General features: G+C 69.3%; 14 protein-coding genes. All 14 read right to left on the bottom strand.

Annotation, left to right across the window (positions count from 1 at the left end; translation table 11 throughout):
- Positions 1-62 precede the first annotated feature (62 nt).
- Positions 63-1,316 carry a polysaccharide lyase family 1 protein gene (locus ABZ880_RS36910; RefSeq protein ID WP_361272363.1) on the bottom strand — a complete coding sequence of 418 codons (1,254 nt, stop codon included), beginning with the start codon at positions 1,314-1,316 and terminating at the stop codon, positions 63-65.
- 95 nt (positions 1,317-1,411) lie between these two features.
- Positions 1,412-2,221: a rhamnogalacturonan acetylesterase gene (locus tag ABZ880_RS36905; RefSeq protein WP_361272674.1), complete on the bottom strand. Its 810-nt coding sequence runs from the start codon at positions 2,219-2,221 to the stop codon at positions 1,412-1,414.
- 101 nt (positions 2,222-2,322) lie between these two features.
- Complete coding sequence (locus ABZ880_RS36900; RefSeq protein WP_361272360.1) at positions 2,323-3,660, bottom strand: sugar ABC transporter substrate-binding protein; 1,338 nt, start codon at positions 3,658-3,660, stop codon at positions 2,323-2,325.
- 65 nt (positions 3,661-3,725) lie between these two features.
- Positions 3,726-5,744, bottom strand: a complete 2,019-nt coding sequence (locus tag ABZ880_RS36895; protein WP_361272358.1) for a pectinesterase family protein — start codon at positions 5,742-5,744, stop codon at positions 3,726-3,728.
- A gap of 50 nt (positions 5,745-5,794) precedes the next feature.
- On the bottom strand, positions 5,795-7,312 hold the full coding sequence (locus ABZ880_RS36890; protein ID WP_361272672.1) for a family 43 glycosylhydrolase: 1,518 nt from the start codon (positions 7,310-7,312) through the stop codon (positions 5,795-5,797).
- A 71-nt stretch (positions 7,313-7,383) separates the two neighbouring features.
- Positions 7,384-8,229 carry a PmoA family protein gene (locus ABZ880_RS36885; RefSeq protein ID WP_361272356.1) on the bottom strand — a complete coding sequence of 282 codons (846 nt, stop codon included), beginning with the start codon at positions 8,227-8,229 and terminating at the stop codon, positions 7,384-7,386.
- Positions 8,229-9,374, bottom strand: coding sequence for a Gfo/Idh/MocA family oxidoreductase (locus ABZ880_RS36880; protein WP_361272353.1), 1,146 nt, complete (start codon positions 9,372-9,374; stop codon positions 8,229-8,231). Before ABZ880_RS36880 ends, ABZ880_RS36885 begins: the two co-directional genes overlap by 1 nt.
- A complete protein-coding gene (locus tag ABZ880_RS36875; RefSeq protein WP_361272350.1) occupies positions 9,371-10,666 on the bottom strand; it encodes a pectate lyase in 1,296 nt (431 codons plus the stop codon). The genes ABZ880_RS36880 and ABZ880_RS36875 overlap by 4 nt, the downstream gene beginning before the upstream one ends.
- Positions 10,663-11,547: a carbohydrate ABC transporter permease gene (locus tag ABZ880_RS36870; protein WP_361272347.1), complete on the bottom strand. Its 885-nt coding sequence runs from the start codon at positions 11,545-11,547 to the stop codon at positions 10,663-10,665. Before ABZ880_RS36870 ends, ABZ880_RS36875 begins: the two co-directional genes overlap by 4 nt.
- Positions 11,544-12,479, bottom strand: a complete 936-nt coding sequence (locus ABZ880_RS36865; RefSeq protein WP_361272344.1) for a sugar ABC transporter permease — start codon at positions 12,477-12,479, stop codon at positions 11,544-11,546. Before ABZ880_RS36865 ends, ABZ880_RS36870 begins: the two co-directional genes overlap by 4 nt.
- Before the next feature lie 112 nt (positions 12,480-12,591).
- Positions 12,592-14,322 (bottom strand): L-arabinonate dehydratase, encoded by a 1,731-nt coding sequence (araD, locus tag ABZ880_RS36860; protein WP_361272342.1) that lies wholly within the window; start codon positions 14,320-14,322, stop codon positions 12,592-12,594.
- The gene (locus ABZ880_RS36855) at positions 14,319-15,230 is read right to left on the bottom strand and encodes a dihydrodipicolinate synthase family protein (RefSeq protein WP_361272339.1); all 912 of its coding nucleotides are present in this window, start codon (positions 15,228-15,230) and stop codon (positions 14,319-14,321) included. Before ABZ880_RS36855 ends, araD begins: the two co-directional genes overlap by 4 nt.
- Positions 15,227-15,883 carry a GntR family transcriptional regulator gene (locus tag ABZ880_RS36850; RefSeq protein ID WP_361272337.1) on the bottom strand — a complete coding sequence of 219 codons (657 nt, stop codon included), beginning with the start codon at positions 15,881-15,883 and terminating at the stop codon, positions 15,227-15,229. Before ABZ880_RS36850 ends, ABZ880_RS36855 begins: the two co-directional genes overlap by 4 nt.
- A gap of 136 nt (positions 15,884-16,019) precedes the next feature.
- Complete coding sequence (locus ABZ880_RS36845; RefSeq protein ID WP_361272334.1) at positions 16,020-16,607, bottom strand: TIGR03086 family metal-binding protein; 588 nt, start codon at positions 16,605-16,607, stop codon at positions 16,020-16,022.
- Between the last annotated feature and the right edge of the window lie 16 nt (positions 16,608-16,623).

Below are 16,623 nucleotides of genomic sequence, written 5' to 3'. Positions count from 1 at the left end.
GTGCGGCTCATCGGGGGCGAGGGCCGGGGCCGTCGGGGGCCCCGGCCGCTCGGAGGTGGCGGTCAGCCCAGGTGCCCGGCGCCCGCGCAGTGGTCGACGATCCCGGGGACGGCCTTCGCCGGATCGACCTTCGTGCGCAGGGTCGGTGTCCAGCCGGCGCCCGACTGGAGGATCTCGCCGGGCACTTCGGCGTTGTGCACGGCGATCAGGTCGGTGAGCTCACCGTTGACGTAGTTGTCGTCGGCGGTGAGCGGCGAGTCCTTCCACTTCTTCAGGATCTTCCCGGCACCGACCCCGTCCGGCAGCGTGAACGCGTTGTGCTCGGCGACGAGTTGGGACTCCATGCCGATGCCGTAGCTGTAGGAGTAGCCGTCCTTGGCCACGAAGTGGTTGTTGTAGGAGTCGACCTGCCCGAAGCGGACGCGCGGGGCGCGTTCCACCAGGTTCGAGAACAGGTTGTGGTGGAAGGTGACCTTCAGATGCCCCCGGTCGACGGCGGCCGTCGAGGCGCTGTCGCTGTTGCCGATCAGGATCGTCTTGTCGTGGTCCTCGAAGACGTTCCAGGAGGCCGTGACGTAGTCGGCTCCCTTGACGATGTCGAGCTCGCCGTCGTGCTGCTCGTAGATCCGCCCGTAGTAGTACGGCAGCGTGCTGTCCGGGTGGTCGCCGTCGGTGAACGTGTCGTGGTCCATCCACACGTGCGTGGAGCCGTAGACCACCGCGCTGTCGTACTCGGAGTTCCAGTTGCCGTCGGCGGTGTCGGTCGGGTCCCACTGCGGGAAGCAGTCGAGGGGGCTCTCGAAGCTCAGGTTGCGGACGATCACGTTGTCGACGGTCTTGATCTGCAGGCTGGCGCCCTTGAACCCGGCGTTCTTGCCGATGCCGACGATGGTGGTGTTGGCGGGCACGGCGGCCTTGATGTAGGCGTCCTGCTGCGCGGCGGAGGCACGGCGCAGCCCCTCGGGGCTGTCGTCGGGCTCGGCGTCCAGGTTCTTGTCGTGCCCCCAGACGGCGGGGTCGTACGTCTTCAGATAGGCGTCGAAGTCGTACCCCGGCACCGCGAACGAGTCACAGCTCGGCCCGTCCGCGTCGATGACACCCTTCACCTTGATGATCTTCGGCGCGCTGCCGCCGTCGGCGAGGGCGGCCTTGAAGCCGGCCCAGTCGGTGACGGTGTAGACATGCGCGGCGTCGGCGGCCGAGCCGCCGGTGGTACCGGTGCCGTACGAACCCCAGCCGTCACCGGCCCCGAGCGTCTGCCGCGCCAGATCCCTGGCCTGGGACCGGGCCTGGGGCTGGGCCTGTGCGGAGGACATCCCCGTGACACCGAGCACGAGGGCGGTGCAACCCACGACGGACGCTATGACGCGTCCATGACATTTCTGTGTACGCACTGTGCGGCTCTCCTTGGTTACGCAACCGAGGCGTCGGTCGCCTCGGGCCAGGTGATCCAGGACGTGGGAATGTCGTCGTACAGCCGGATGACGTCCCGCGGTGCGAGCACCCGCGTGCGCAGCAACTCCCGCGCCACGAGCCGCGCCACGGCGATCGCGCCCGGCGGATTGAAGTGCGTGTTGTCCTGCTCGGTGGCGGTCCAGTTGAAGTACTTCTTGGTCTCCTCGACCCCGAGCTCCTGCCACAGCGCGAGCGACAGCGCCTCGATGTCGAGCAACGCCACCCGCTCCTGTGCGGCGAGCGCACGCATGGCGGCGGGATAGTCGCCGTGGGTCGGCACGGCGTTGCCGTCGGCGTCGAACCTGCGGCGCTCGACGGGGGTGGCGAGAACGGGCCGGGCACCGTGCGAGCGCGCGCCCTCGATGTACAGCCGCAGGTAGTCCTGATACGTCGTCCAGGGCTCGGTGTACCGGGTGGGGTCCTCGCTCTTCTCGTCGTTGTGCGCGAACTGGATGAGCAGGAGGTCACCGGGCTGGATCACCGCGAGGATGGCGTCGAGCCGGCCTTCGTCGGCGAAACTCTTCGAACTGCGCCCGTTCACGGCGTGATTGGATACGGGCAGCTCCTTGCGGAGGAAGAACGGAAGCGCCATTCCCCACCCTGTTTCGGGAGCGGCGTCGGCGTATTTCTGCGCGGCGGTTGAATCACCGGCAATGTAGAACGTGCGGGAACGGTGGGTGGCTTGGGCCGTGCCATTGACGGCGAATGCCAAAGGAACTGCAGCAAGAGCAGCCGCGGTGACCTGTCTACGGGTGAGCGAAAACACCGTGCACCTTCCAGGCTTTTGTCTTTTTGGGGGCGCGGGGAACTGCGCGACCAGCCACAACCGACCGGCAGTCCCCCACCAACCGAAACCAACCGAGCAGCTCAGTGGTTCTTCTTCCAGTCCGCCTGCGCCTTGTTCAACTGGTCCGCAAGCGTGTCCAGGAACTCCTTCGCCGTCATCTTCCCGAGCAACACCTTCTGGAAGTTCGGCTCGTTGTCCGCCTTGGAGATCGTGTTCCAGTCCGGCAGGTAGTACGGCAACTGCACAATCTTCGTACCGTCACCGTTCAGCGCCTCCGCCGCCAGCTTCGTGGGCTCGGCCTTCTGAATCCACGCATCCTTCGCGGCCTCGATGTTCGCAGGGATCTGCCCCGCGGACTCGTTGAACTTCGAGTTCTCCTCGTGCGAGACCGCGAACTCGACGAACTTCCACGCGGCCGCCTTGTTCTTGCTGGACTTGAAGACACTCAGCCCGTCGACGGGGTTGGAGATCTGCACCCGCGTACCGTCGTCCATCGTCGGATTGGGCAGACCACGGAACTTGTCCGCGCCCAGCGCCTTCAGATGGTCCTGGTACGAGCCGAGGTTGTGGCTCAGCATCCCGATCGTGCCGCTGTCCCACTGCGCGACCATCTTGGTGAAGTCGTTGTTGACGTCGGCGGACGGGGTGTCCTTCTTGTACAGGGCGACGTACTTCTCGAACGCGGCCACGATCTTCGGGTCGTTGACCGTGGTCCTGTCGCCGTTCCAGAACGAAGTGATACCGCTCTGGCTGTACGACGCGTCCAGAGCGGGCGCGATGGAACCCTCGCCGCCACGGATGGTGAATCCGAACTGGTTCTTCTTCTTGTCGGTGAGCTTGCCGGCCGCCTCGTAGAACTTCGACCACGTGGTCGGTGCCTCCAGACCCGCCTTCTTGAACAGGTCGGTCCGGTACCACAGCGTGCCGTTGTTGGACGAGGTCGGGATCTGGTACAGCTTGTCGCCGCCGCCCGCGGCCCGGCTGCTGTCCAGCAGGTTCTGGCTGAGCTTGCCGTTCAGCGAGCTCTTCTCGAGCCTGCTGTCCAGCGGCTCGAGGGCGCCCTGGACCGCGACCTCGGCGAGCATCGCGGTGCCCACGCCTCCTACGTCGGGCAGGCCGCCGCCCTGGATGGCGGTGTCGTACTTGGACTGGGCGCTCGCGGCGGGGATGCCGACGTAGTTGACCTTGATGTCCGGGTTCTTCTTCTCGAAGTCGGCGATGATCTCCTTCCAGATGTCGGTACGGACACCGCCGTTGTTGTCCCAGAAGGTGATCTCGCCCTTGCCGGAGCCCTCGTTGCCCTTGTCCCCCGCGCTGCCGCTGCCGTCGTCGCCGCAGGCGGTGGCGGTCAGCGCGAGCACGGAGCCCAGGGCGACGGCGACGGCCGCGCGCCTGCTTCTGCGGATGCTGCTCTTCATTGGTCGGCTCTCTTCTTCTGGATCCAACTGAGATATGAAGTTGTGGGGGGTATGCAGAGCACTGCTCAACTGCTGGTGTGGGGAGCCCAGTTGTCGTTGCCCTTGAGGTAGTCCGCGACGGTGTGGGTCTTCGCGTCGGCGTCGCTCATCTGCGGCCGGTCCGCAGTCACCGCGGCCCCCGGCCCGTGGTTCCGGTACTCCGAGAACCGCGCGTCCTGCCACGAGAACCCGCTCATGTCGGTCCACGGCGAGGACTTCACCGCGGCAGGCAGCTCGGTGTCCCGGATCAACACCTGTGCCACGGCTTCCGGTTCACCACCGGGATGCCACGGCCGCCCCAGGTGGAAGGACTGCTCGGGTGCGTCGCTCACGACCTTCGACCGCGTGATCAGGAACCCGTACGGATTGCCGGTCCACGTCGAAGCGGCCGTCATATAGCCGTTGTTGGTGGTCGAGCCCCGGCTCAGCAGCCGGATCACCGACCGCTCGATCACGGTCGTGGCCCGCCCGTAGACGAAGTCGACATCGCCCTCGATGTACGAGTCGCGGATGTAGACCCGGCCGACGGTGGTCAGCTTGGGGGTGTCGGTCATCAAGGTGTCCTGGTTGCCCAGGAAGGCGGTGTCCTCGAAGACGATCCGGTCGCCGGTGGTCTTCATCGCGAGGGCCTGCTCGCCGTTCAGCTCGACCGCCGCCTCGTCGAAGTCGTTGCTGAAGGTGAGGTTGCGGGCGGTGACGTCGTTCGCGGCGATCCGTACCGTCGCGCTGCCCGTCGAACCGCCGTACGCGGCAGGCGTGTCGTGGACGATGACGGTGTCGGAGCGGTCCCGGCCGGTCCCCTGCAGCACGATGTCCGGCTTGGTCGCGGGGATGTAGACCTTGGCCCGGTACGTGCCGGGAGCGACGGCGATCGTCACCGGTACGGCGTTCCCGTCGGGCACGGCATCGACGGCGGCCTGCACGGTCGGGTAGTCCGAAGGAACGTGCAGCGTCACCCCGATCCGCTTCTGCGGCCCCGAGAACTTCGTCACCAGCGCCGGCACCACGGCCGCCGGATCCAGCCGGTAGTCGTAGAACTCCCGCGGATCGAAGGCGGCACCCCACTCGTCGGTCCGCCCGGTGGTGTTCTTCAGGATCGACCCGCGCTGCACCAACTCCGCGGTGGCGTCGGCCTGGTAGGGGTGCTGGACGCCGTCGTAGTAACTGTTCTCGATGACCATCCTGGTGTGGCCGCGCGACCAGTTCCCGTACGTCCATACCGGGTCGCCGTCGGACACCTGCGCCGACAGGTAGTTGTTGTAGAGGTGTGCGTAGGCGCAGTTGTCGGCGGACGGGTTGCGCTGCTTCGTGCCCGAGAACCAGTTGTGGTCGATGGTGACCTGGGTGACCACGTTGGACGTCCAGCCGATCCCGAACGCCTTGTTGTGGTTGCTGAACCGGTTGTAGGAGACGGTGATGTACTGACTGTCCTTGCGCAGGTCGATCAGTCCGTCGCCCATGTGCGTGAGGCGGTTGTGGTCGATCCAGACGTGGTCGACGGTGTCCATCTGGATCGCGTCGAAGTCCTGCGTCTTGCCGTCCCAGTCGCCCTCGACGTAGGAGTCCCGGATCGTCAGGTTGCGGATGATCACGTTGTGCGTGCCGGGGTTGAGATGCAGTTCGCCGTGGACGATCTCGCCGGTGGTGCCGACGCCGATGATGGTCTTGTTCGAGCCGACGATGATGTCCGACCCGAAGGGCTCGACTGCTATCGCCCCCGAGACCCGGATGATGTACGGCTCCTCGGCCGCCGCGTACCTGGCCAGCGCGGCCTGGTCGGTGACCGTCACGACCTTGCCGCCCGCACCGCCGGTGGTCCCGCCGGCGAGGGAGGCGAAGCCGTGCGGCTTGTCGGTCCAGCGATCGGCGGCGGCCGAGGTCCCCACGGAAGTCGCGGAGCCCGAAGTCCCCACCGGACTCGCGGCCTTGGCCTGACCGATCGCCCCCAGGCTCAACGCGGCCACCAAGCCGATCACGGCGGCCAGAACCTTGCCGGCCCCCGGTCTCGGTCCTGGCAAGCGCTTGCTATGAAGGTGCTGCGTCATTGCGGCTCCCAACAGGCGTACGGGTGCGGTGGGTTGCACGGGTGCGGTGGTTACAAGGAGTCGATCCTGAAGTGCGCGAAGGTTGCCGCGCCGGCGTGACCCGAGCCGACGGGCGCGAGCGCGAACAGGCCGAGCAGCGCGCCGACCCAGCGCCACGGGGTGGCGGCGAAGACGGGACCGGACGGGCGAAGGCCGTCCCCGGTGTCGTAGCGGAACCGGCAGCGCGCCCCGGCCCCGATCTCGATCCGCAGCCGTACGCGCCCCTGCGGCGCGAGCCGCGGATGGTCGGCGTCCCGTTCCTTCTCGGCGACGGCCTCCGCGAACCGGTGCACGAGATGCACCGCCCCGTCGGCCCCGCGCTCGAGCCCGATCCAGCCGAACGCGTCGCCGAGGACGGCGAGTCCGGCCCGGGCGCCCGGCTCCTCGCTGTGCAGGGCGAGCTCCACCTCGACCGCGGACGGCGTGCCGGGCAGCCGCTGGGTGAGGACGTTCGGGAGTTTGCGCAGGTCGTGGGCGTCGGCCGAGCGGACGCAGGACAGGCGCAGTCCGTCGCCGGAGTGCTGGGTGGCCCAGCCCTCCCGCGGGTTGGCGGTCCAGGACCACTGGCGGCCGAAGCGTCCGCCGGGGAAGTCGTCGTCCGTGGCGGGCGCGGCGGGCGGCTGCGGCGGCAGGTCGGGCTTCTTGTGTACGGCGACGGGGGCACCGTCGTCACCGAGGACGGGCCAGCCTCCTCCGCTCTCGGCTTCGCCCGAGCGGGAGGTGCCCCCACCGCCCCAGCGCATCGGCTGGAGGTGCACGACCCTGCCGTACGCGCCCCGCTGCTGGAAGTGCAGGAACCAGTCCTCGCCGGACGGGGTGCGCACCCAGCCGCCCTGGTGGGGGCCGTTGACGTCGGTGTCCTTCTGCTCCAGGACGATCTTCTCCTCGTACGGCCCGAAGAAGCCCCGCGAGCGGAAGGCGCCCTGCCAGCCGGTCTCGACTCCGCCCGCCGGGGCGAGGATCCAGAACCAGCCGTCGTGCTTGTAGAGCTTGGGGCCTTCGAGGGTGAACCAGCCCGGGATGCGGTCGCCGTCGACGATCAGCTTGCCCTCGTCGAGGAGTTCGGTGCCGTCGGGGTGCATACGGTGGCCGGTGAGGCGGTTCTTGACCCCGGAGCGGGACTTGGCCCAGGCGTGCACGAGGTAGGCCTCGCCGGTCTCGTCGTCCCACAGGGGGCAGGGGTCGATGAGTCCCTTGCCGGCCTTCACCAGGTGCGGTCGTGTCCAAGGGCCGCGTATCTCGGGGGCGTTGACCTGGAAGATGCCCTGGTCGGGGTCGCCCCAGAAGATCCAGAAGCGGTCGTCGTGATGGCGCAGCGACGGCGCCCAGACTCCGCAGTCGTGGCGGGGGGTCCTGAACTCGGCCGCCGGTTCCAGGAGTTGGAGGGCGTGGCCGACCAGGGTCCAGTTGACGAGGTCGCGCGAGTGCAGCAGCGGCAGGCCGGGGGCGCGGCCGAAGCTGGAGGCGGTGAGGTAGAAGTCGTCACCGACGCGGACGACGTCCGGGTCGGACCAGTCGGCGTCGAGGATCGGGTTCGTGTAGACGTCGGGGGTCGGCGGCGCGGGGGCGTCGGGGACCTGGTTCGTGTGGACGTCGTTCGTCACTGGCTCACCGCCTTGCGGACCAGCGCCGCCGCCTCGTGCCGCGACAGCCGGCCGTCGGCGACGACGGTCACGATGCGCCGTACGACGGTGCCGCCCGGCTCGATCGGCAGCCGCTCGTCGTACGCCAACGACGAGCCCACGCCCGGGTATTCGGTGGTCCGCACGAACCACGGGTCCCGGCGGGTCTGCTCCGTGGCGCCCGCGAGGACGAGGGTCCAGGTGCTGCCCGCGAGGGCGAGCCAGTCGGCGCGGCTGCCGTGCACCTCCGGCTCGCCCTCGCGGTCGGCGGTGAAGACGTCGGGGGCGTCCTGCTCCTTGCGGGCGCGCCAGAAGAAGCCGCCGTAGGCCGCTCCCGGACGGCCGTTGGTGGCCGGGCTGCCGATGGACAGGTGACCGGACGTCACATTCGTCAGGGAGAAGGTGAAGTCCAACGCCCAGGCGGCGTCGGTGAGTTCGGTGGCGGCGACCGTACGGCGCTCGCGCAGCAGCTCCGCTCCCGACGCCACCCAGCGCAGCTCCTCCACGAAGCCGTCGGGGTCGCGCAGCTGGAAGGAACTGTGGCGCTGGGCGCCGTGGTTGTCCAGCTCGGTCGGCCCCTGGTCGCGGACGTACGTCCGGCCGCCCCAGAAGTTGTGCCCCTCGACGTCGGGAACGGCGACACCGACGCCGAGGTGGTGGATGTGGTCGGCGGGGCTGAGCTCGGTGACCGCCGTGCCGGCCAGGGTGGTGACGGGGTGCAGATAGGGGCGCGGGGAGAGCCTGGCCGGCAGTTCGGGCCGGGTGACGTAGCGGCCGACCGGGCGGCCGGCGACGCGCAGGACGGGCGAGTCGGTCGTCGTCATCACGTGCTCACCTCTTTGGGTAGGGCCCAGGTGGCGCCGAGTTCGGAGTAGAGGGCGAGGGTGTCGGCGGCGGCCGCGACGAGTCCGTCGATGCCGTCCACGACCCTGCGGTCCTCGTCGGGGATCAGGTGCCAGGACCCGGCCGGCAGCGGGGCCGGGTCCGGGGCCAGTCGAATCGCTTCAACAACCCTCATGAAGGCGCCCGTTGCGTCCGGGGTGACCAGCAGCTCGGCGCCGTCGGTGAGGTGGTCGACCAGGTTCTCCAGCAGGTCGGTGCGGCCGTACTCGTACTCCTGAGGCCCGTGGTCGGCGCGCTGGAGCAGGACGCGGTCCTGCTTGTACCAGAAGGTGATCCGCCCGCTGGTGCCGTGCACGACGACGTACGGGTCCTCGGGGTCCTCGGCGCACAGCGTGGCCGCGACGGTGATCTGGCGGTCGCGGGCGGTGGTGACGCGAACGCAGGAGGTGTCGTCGGACTCGATGTCGTTGGCCCGCAGCAGCTCGAGCTCGATGTCGGTGACGTCCTCGGCGCGTGTGGTGCCGTTCAGCGCGAGGGCGGTGGCGACGGCGTGCGCGAGGGGGTTGGTCAGCACACCGTCGATCACGTCGACGCCGTTCAGGCGCCGCTTCCCGGCCCAGGGCGCACGGCGGTAGTAGGACTCCGGCCGCGCCCAGGCGCCGGCCCCGCCGATCCCGACGACCTCGCCGATGGCACCCTCGGCGACCATCTGCCGGATCGCGGGCACGGCGTGCGAGCCCAGCGACTGGAAGCCGATCTGGCAGACCACGCCCGCCTCGGCGACCCCGTCGGCCATCCGCCGGAACTCGGCGTACGACGGCGCGGGCGGCTTCTCCAGGAGGAGGTGAACGCCCTTGCTCGCGGCCGTCAGCGCCAGGTCGGTGTGGGTGGGGATCGGTGTGCAGATCACCGCGATGCGGGCGCCGGTGGAGTCGAGGAGCGCGCCGAAGTCGGCGGACTGCTCGGGTGTGCCGAGGCCCTCCGGGATCTCGTCGGCGGCCAGCGGGGTCAGCTCGCAGATGCCTGCCAGCCGTACGATCCCCTTGTCCTGGAGCCGGCGGATGTTGTCCAGGTGCCAGCGGCCGTGGCCGCGCGCGCCCGCCAGGACGCTGTCTACGGTGCTCATGGGATCCTCCCTGCGCCCGCGCCGCGCGCCACCTCTCGGTCGGCCACCGCGGCGCTGTCGATCTGTGCGTGCAGGGTAGGCGTCCAGCCGACGTCGGCGGTGAGGTCGCGCTCGCTGCCGGAGTTGTAGGCGTCGTAGATCGCCAGAAGATCCACCGGATAGCCGTTGAAGAGGGTGCCGCTCTGGTGCAGGGCGGTGCCGTTCCAGCTCTTCACGAGGTCGGCGACCTCGACATGGCCCGGGGTGTGGAAGGAGTTGTTCTCGGCGTAGATGCCGGACTCGGTGGAGACGCCGAGCGAGTAGCGGTATTCGGCTCCCTGCGGGACGACGTACCGGTTGTCGTAGACGTGCACCTGCCCGAAGCGGACGCGGGGCGCGCGCTGGACGACCGACTCGAACTGGTTGTGGTGCAGCGTGACCCGCAGCCTGCCGCGGTCGCCCGTCGCCGAGTCGCTGTTGCCGATGAGCATCGCCTTGTCGTGGTCGGCGAACCGGCTCCAGGAGACGGTGACCAGGTCGGAGCCGTTGGTGATGTCCAACAGGCCGTCGTGGCGCAGGTAGTTGCGGGCGAAGTAGACGGGCTCCCTCGCGTCCGGGTGGCCCTTGTCGCTCGCGGTGACGTGGTCGATCCACACATGTGTGGCGCCGGTCAGCCAGATGTTGTCGTACGACGTCTTCCAGTCGCCGAGGCCGCCCGTGTTGGGCTGCCAGACGGGGAAGCAGTCGTAGGCGTCGCGCAGGTCGAGGTTGCGGATGATGACGTTGTTCGCGTTCTTGACCTGGAGGCTGGCGCCCTTCAGGACCGCGTTGCCGAGGCCGACGATGGTGGTGTTGGAGCCGACGGGCAGGGTGACCCGCTCGGCCTGCTTGGCGGCCGATGCCTGGCGGGCCTCCTCCTGCTCGCCGCTCGGCTTGGCGGAGCCCCGGGTGCGGGGGTCGTAGGCGGCGAGGTACTTCTTCAGGCCGTAGCCGTCGGTGGCGTAGTCGGCGCAGTCCAGGGGGTGGCCGTCGTCGTCGGTGTTGGCGTCGATCGTCCCCGCGACCTTGATGATCTTCGGGGTGTCGCTGCCGCCGTCCAGGGCACGGACGAGGCCTGCGCGGTCGGTGACAGTGAAGACATGGGCGTCGTCGGCGGCCGAGCCACCGGTGGTGCCGGTGCCGTAGGCTGCCCAGCCGTCGTCGGCGGGGAGGGTGTCGCGGCTGATGTCGCGGTCACTGCCGGAGTCGGCGTGCGCGGGGACGCACAGCACTCCCAACAGGGCTGCACCCAAGGTGACCTGACGGAGTCTCATCCCTTCACCGCCCCCGCGCTGAAGCCGGTGATCAGCCACTTCTGGATGAAGGCGAACACGATCACGACGGGTACGGCCGCGATGATGCCGCCCGCGGCGAGCGCGCCGAGGTCGACGCTGTCCGCGCTCATCAGGGTGTTGAGGCCGACCGGGATGGTCTGCTTGCTCTGGTCGCTCAGGAACATCAGGGCGAACAGGAAGTGGTTCCAGGCGTGCACGAAGGCGAAGGAGCCGACGGCGATCAACCCGGGCCGCAGCAGCGGCAGTACGACGATCCGGAAGGCAGTGAGGCGATTGCAGCCGTCGACCCAGGCGGCCTCTTCGAGGGAGTACGGCACGTTCCGGATGAAGCCGCTGATCAGGATCATCGACAGCGGCAGCTGGAAGACGGTCTCGGCGATGATGACGCTGCCGAGCGAGTTGATCATCCGCAGGTTGGCGAAGATCTCGAAGAGCGGCACCAGGAGCAGCGCGCCCGGTACGAACTGGGTGCAGAGCAGGGCGAGCATGAAGGCCCGCTTGATCTTGAAGTTGAACCGGGCGAGCGCGTAGCCGCCGGCGAGCGCGACCAGGGTCGTCATCACCAGGGTCGCGACGCCGACGAGCACGCTGTTCTGGAAGTAGGTGCCGAACGCCCGCTCGTTCCAGACCTTCTCGAAGTGCTCGAAGGTCATCGGCCAGGGCACGAGGGAGGTCGAGCCGGCCGGGCGCAGGGCGAAGAGCAGGATCCAGTAGAAGGGGATCAGGGTGAAGAGGAGGTAGATCGACAGGGGGACGTAGATGTGCCGGCGGGGGACCTCGTCCCAGGCACGGCGCTTCTTCCGCGGCCGGGCGGGCTCGGCCGCCACGCGCTCCGGCGCGGGTGCGATCTCGGTGATCACTTCTCCTCACCTCCGAACTTGCTCAGCCGCAGATAGACCATCGAGCAGAAGAGCAGAATCACGAACGCCACCGTGGTCAGGGCCGATGCGTAGCCGAAGTTGTGGGCGTCGACGCTGGTGTTGGCGATGTAGAGCGGGAGCGTCGTGGTCTCTCCCGCCGGTCCGCCGCCGGTGAGCGTGTAGAGCAGGTCGACGTTGTTGAACTCCCACACCGCGCGCAGCAGCGTCGACAGGACGATGGCGTCCTTCAGGTGCGGGAGCGTGATGTGCCAGAACTGCTTGAGGCGGCTGGCCCCGTCCACCTCGGCGGCCTCGTACAGGTCCTTCGAGACGGACTGGAGGTCGGCGAGGATGAGGATCGCGAAGAAGGGGACGCCGCGCCAGAGGTCGGCAACTATCGCCGCGGGGAAGACGGTCGAGGTGTCCGAGAGCCAGCTCGTGCCGTACGAGCCGATGCCCATGTCCGCGAGATAACGGGTGATGCCCGTCTGGGAGTTGTAGAGCAGCACCCAGATCGCGGAGGTCAGCACACCGGAGACGGCCCACGGCGAGAAGACCAGCGCCCGGCCCAGCGCCCTTCCCACGAAGGTCTGGTTGACGATCAGCGCGAGGGCGAGACCGAAGAGCAGCTGCAGACCGACCTCGACAATGACCCACTTGGCGCTGAAGGTCAGCGTGTCCCAGAACTGCGGGTCGTCGGTGAAGGCCTGGACGAAGTTGTCGAAGCCCGCGAAGCCGTTCCGCCACGGCTTGGTGGGGTTGTAGTTCTGCAGGCTGTAGTAGAAGACGCTGATGACCGGGTAGGCGATGAAGCCCAGCATCAGCAGGGCCGCCGGCGCGATCAGCAGGTACGGCAGCCTGCGCGGCGTGGCGGAGGCACGGCGCCGCCGGGGTGGCGCGGGCGGTTTCGCCACGGCTGCGGCTTGGGCCATGACTGGTCTCCGTTCTCGGTACGTCGTGCGTGCGTCGTGCATGCGTGGAGCAGGAAGCGCTTTCTCGTCGTGCGTGGTGCGTTCTTGGCCGTGCCTGGGGTGGTGCGGTGGTTCAGCCCGCGTACGGGTCGGCGACCCGGCCCGGACGGGCGAGGAACTCGAAGTCGCAGCCGGTGTCGGCCTGGGTGATCTGCTCGTTGTAGAGCGCGCCGTAGCCGCGCTCGTAACGGGTGGGCGGCGGCGTCCAGTCCGCCCTGCGGCGCGCCGACTCCTCGTCGTCCACGTGGAGATGGAGGGTGCGCGCCTCGACGTCGAGGGTGATGAGGTCCCCGGTCCGCACGAGGGCCAGCGGGCCGCCGATGTACGACTCGGGCGCCACGTGCAGCACGCACGCGCCGTAACTCGTGCCGCTCATCCGGGCGTCGGAGATCCGCACCATGTCCCGCACGCCCTGCTTCAGCAGGTGGTCGGGGATGGGCAGCATCCCGTACTCGGGCATGCCCGGCCCGCCCTTGGGCCCGGCGTTGCGCAGCACCACCACGCTGTCGGCGGTGATGTTCAACTCCGGGTCGTTGATGGTGCGTTGCATGGTCCTGTAGTCGTCGAAGACGACCGCGGGACCGGTGTGCTTGAGCAGGTGCGGCTCGGCGGCGATGTGCTTGATGACGGCGCCGTCGGGGCACAGGTTGCCGCGCAGGACGGCGACGCCGCCCTCGCCGGCCACCGGGTTCTCGCGGGTGCGGATGACATCGTCGTTGTGGACGACGGCGCCCTCGATCTGCTCGCCCAGAGTGCCGTTGACGGTCCGCCGCTCCAGGTGCAGCAGGTCGGTGATCCGCGAGAGGAAGGCCGGCAGGCCACCGGCGAAGTAGAAGTCCTCCATGAGGTACGTCTGTCCGCCGGGCCGCACGTTCGCCAGCACCGGCACGGTACGGGCGATGCGGTCGAAGTCGTCGAGGGAGAGCTTGATCCCGGCTCGGCCCGCCATCGCGATCAGGTGGATCACGGCGTTGGTGGAGCCGCCGAGCCCGAGCACCGTGGTGACGGCGTCCTCGAAGGCCTCGCGGGTGAGGATCCCGGACGGCTCGAGACCGGTCCAGGCGAGTTCCACGGCGCGGCGCCCGGAGGCGGCGGCCATCCGCTCGTGCCCGGAGTCGACGGCCGGGATCGAGGAGGCGCCCGGCAGCGTCATGCCGAGCACTTCCGCCGCCGCGGTCATCGTGGACGCGGTCCCCATGGTCATGCAGTGACCGGGCGAACGTGCCAACCCACGCTGGAGCTCACCGAGTTCGCAGTCCGTCAGGTTGCCCGCGCGGTGCTCGTCCCAGTACTTCCACATGTCGGTACCGGACCCGAGGGTCTCACCGCGCCAGTGCCCCGGCAGCATCGGCCCCGCCGGCACGAAGATCGACGGTACATCGGCGGAGGCGGCGCCCATGAGCAGCGCCGGCGTCGACTTGTCGCAGCCCCCGAGCAGCACCGCCGCGTCGACCGGATACGAGCGCAGCAACTCCTCCGTCTCCATCGCGAGCAGGTTGCGGTAGAGCATCGGGGTCGGCTTCTGGTAGGTCTCCGAGAGCGTGGCGACCGGGAACTCGAGCGGGAAGCCCCCGGCCTGCCACACCCCCCGCTTGACCGCCTCGGCGCGCTCGCGCAGATGGACGTGGCAGGGGTTGATGTCGGACCAGGTGTTGAGGACGGCGATCACCGGGCGGCCCCGGTACTCCTCCGCCTCGTAACCCAGCTGGCGCATGCGGGCGTTGTGCGACCAGGTGCGCAGCTGGCCCTCGGTGCCGTACCACTGATGGCTTCTCAGTTCCTCGGGGCGCTTTCTGTCGGTCATATCGACCACCCCGCGGCTATCGCGGCGACCTCGGCCCGCTCGTCCTCGGGCAGCGTCCTGCTGGGCGGGCGGACGTCGCGGCGGCACAGGCCGAGGGAGGCGAGGGCCTCCTTGACGACGGTGACGTTGTTGGCGGAGCCGTTCGCGGCGCGCAACTCCTCGAAGCGGCGGATCTGTTCCCAGACCTTCATGGCGGCCGGGTAGTCGCCGGATCGAAGCGCTTCGATCATATTCAGCGAAACCGACGGGGCGACGTTCACGAGTCCGGAGGTGAAGCCGGTGGCGCCCGCGGAGAAGTACGAGGGCGCGTACGGCTCGGCGAGACCGGCGACCCAGACGAAGCGGTCGAGCCCCGCGTCCCGCGCGAACGCGGCGAACTTGGCGGCGTCCGGGACGGCGTACTTGACCCCGATGACGTTCGGGCAGGAGTCGGCGAGTTCGGCGAGGCGCAAGCCGGAGAGCTGGGCGTTGCGGATGTACGGGACGACGCCGAGCTCGGGGACGGCCGCGGCGATGGCGCGGTGGTAGTCGACCCAGCCGGACTGGGAGACGTACGGGTGGACGGGCTGGTGGACCATCACCATCTGGGCGCCGAGTTCGCGGGCGTGGCGGGCTGAGGCGACGGCGGTGGGCACGTCGTGGCCGACCCCGACGAGGACGGCCGCCCGTCCGCCGGCCTCGTCGATGGTCAACTCCGTGACGAGACGGCGCTCTTCGGGGGTGAGGGCGTAGAACTCGCCGGTGTTCCCGTTGGGGGTGAGGATCCGCACCCCGCCCTCGAGCAGCCGACGCAGCAGGGCCCGGTGGGCGTCCTGGTCGACGGTGCCGTCCTCGGCGAACGGAGTCACCGGGATCGCCACCACGTCGGCCAGGGCCGCCCGCCCGGTCTCGAACGTCACGCTGCTCATGCCTGCCCTTCCTCTTCCCTTGCCTGGGGGAACGCTCGCTGCACGAAGGACGCGATGTGGTCGTGGAGGGCGCGCGCGGCGCCGTCGCCGTCGCCGTCCAGGGCGAGCCGGAGGATCTCCCGGTGCTCGTTCGCCTCCCGCTCCCAGGAGGGGTCGGCGGCCCAGGCGACGGCGGAGACGAGGGCGGCCTGGTCACGGACCTCGTCGAGCATCCGGCCGAGCAGCGGGTTGCCGCACGGCAGGTAGAGGGCCCGGTGGAACTCCCGGTTCGCGAGGGAGCGTTCGGCGGTGTCGGTGGCGTCGTCGGCGCGGGTGAGGGCGTCACGGGCGGCGTCCAGGGAGGCGCCCCGCCTGACCGCCCGCCTGAGCGCCTCGGGCTCGAGGAGCAGCCGCACGTCGTACACCTCGCGTGCCATGTCCGCGTCCACCATGCGTACCGTGACGCCCTTGTACTGGCTCATGACGACCAGTCCGGTGCCGGCCAGGGTCTTGAGCGCCTCCCGCACCGGGGTCTTGGACACCCCGAACTGCGCGGCGAGCTCGGTCTCGACCAGGGCCTGACCCGGCGTCAACCGCCCGGTGAGGATGCGGCGTTTGATCTCCTCCAGCACGTACTGCGTGCGGGAGGGGATCGGCGTGGGCACAGAGGTCATGCGCGCCTCTCGGATCTCGCGTATCGCGTCTCATATATGACGTACGAAGTACGACGCGTTGAAGGTAGGAGGGGCCGCATGTTTCGTCAATGCTTCTGACAAAGGAAGTTGGGGTTGTTGCTTCCTGTCCTTGGGATTACGGCGTCCAGCCCGGGTGGCGCCCGCTCAGCCCCACCGCCCGGTCCAGCAGCGAGGCATCCGCCGGTACCGGGACCACCGGGCCGAAGATGCCGCCGCCCCGGCTCGGGTCCTCGGCCGCGGCCAGCAGGAAGTCGTGGGACGCCTGGAGTGCGGCCGGGTCGGGGGTGTAGTCCTGGCCGGTGGCGCGGGCCAGATCCCAGCCGTGGATGACCAGTTCGTCGACGGCCACCGCTCCCGCGACCTCGCCGGGCAGGTCCACGCCGCCCGCGCGGGTCATCCCCGTCCAGGCGGACGGGTCGCGCCAGGCGTCGGCCAACTCGTCCAGCACCTTGGGGAGTTCCTCGCGCCAGTCGGGAGCGATGTCCGGGGTGACGTCTCCCGGATTCGTGTCGGTCGTGGCGCCCAGGTCCTTGCGGGCGGCGTCCCGGAAGGCGACGGACAGACCGAGCAGATGGCCCAGCATGTTGCGCACCGCGCAGTCCGGGCAGGGCGTCCCGTCCGCCAGCTGCTCCTGGCGCACCCCTTCCGCGAGCCGTGCGATCACGCGGGTCTGCGGTCCGAGGTCGAGGGTCGTGTCGGTCATGCGCTGCTCCTCACGG

The sequence above is a fragment of the Streptomyces sp. NPDC047043 genome (assembly GCF_040644055.1).
Classification (GTDB): Bacteria; Actinomycetota; Actinomycetes; order Streptomycetales; family Streptomycetaceae; genus Streptomyces.
Note: the sequence above shows the minus strand (reverse complement) of the source record. Positions and strands in the feature narration are given on the sequence as shown.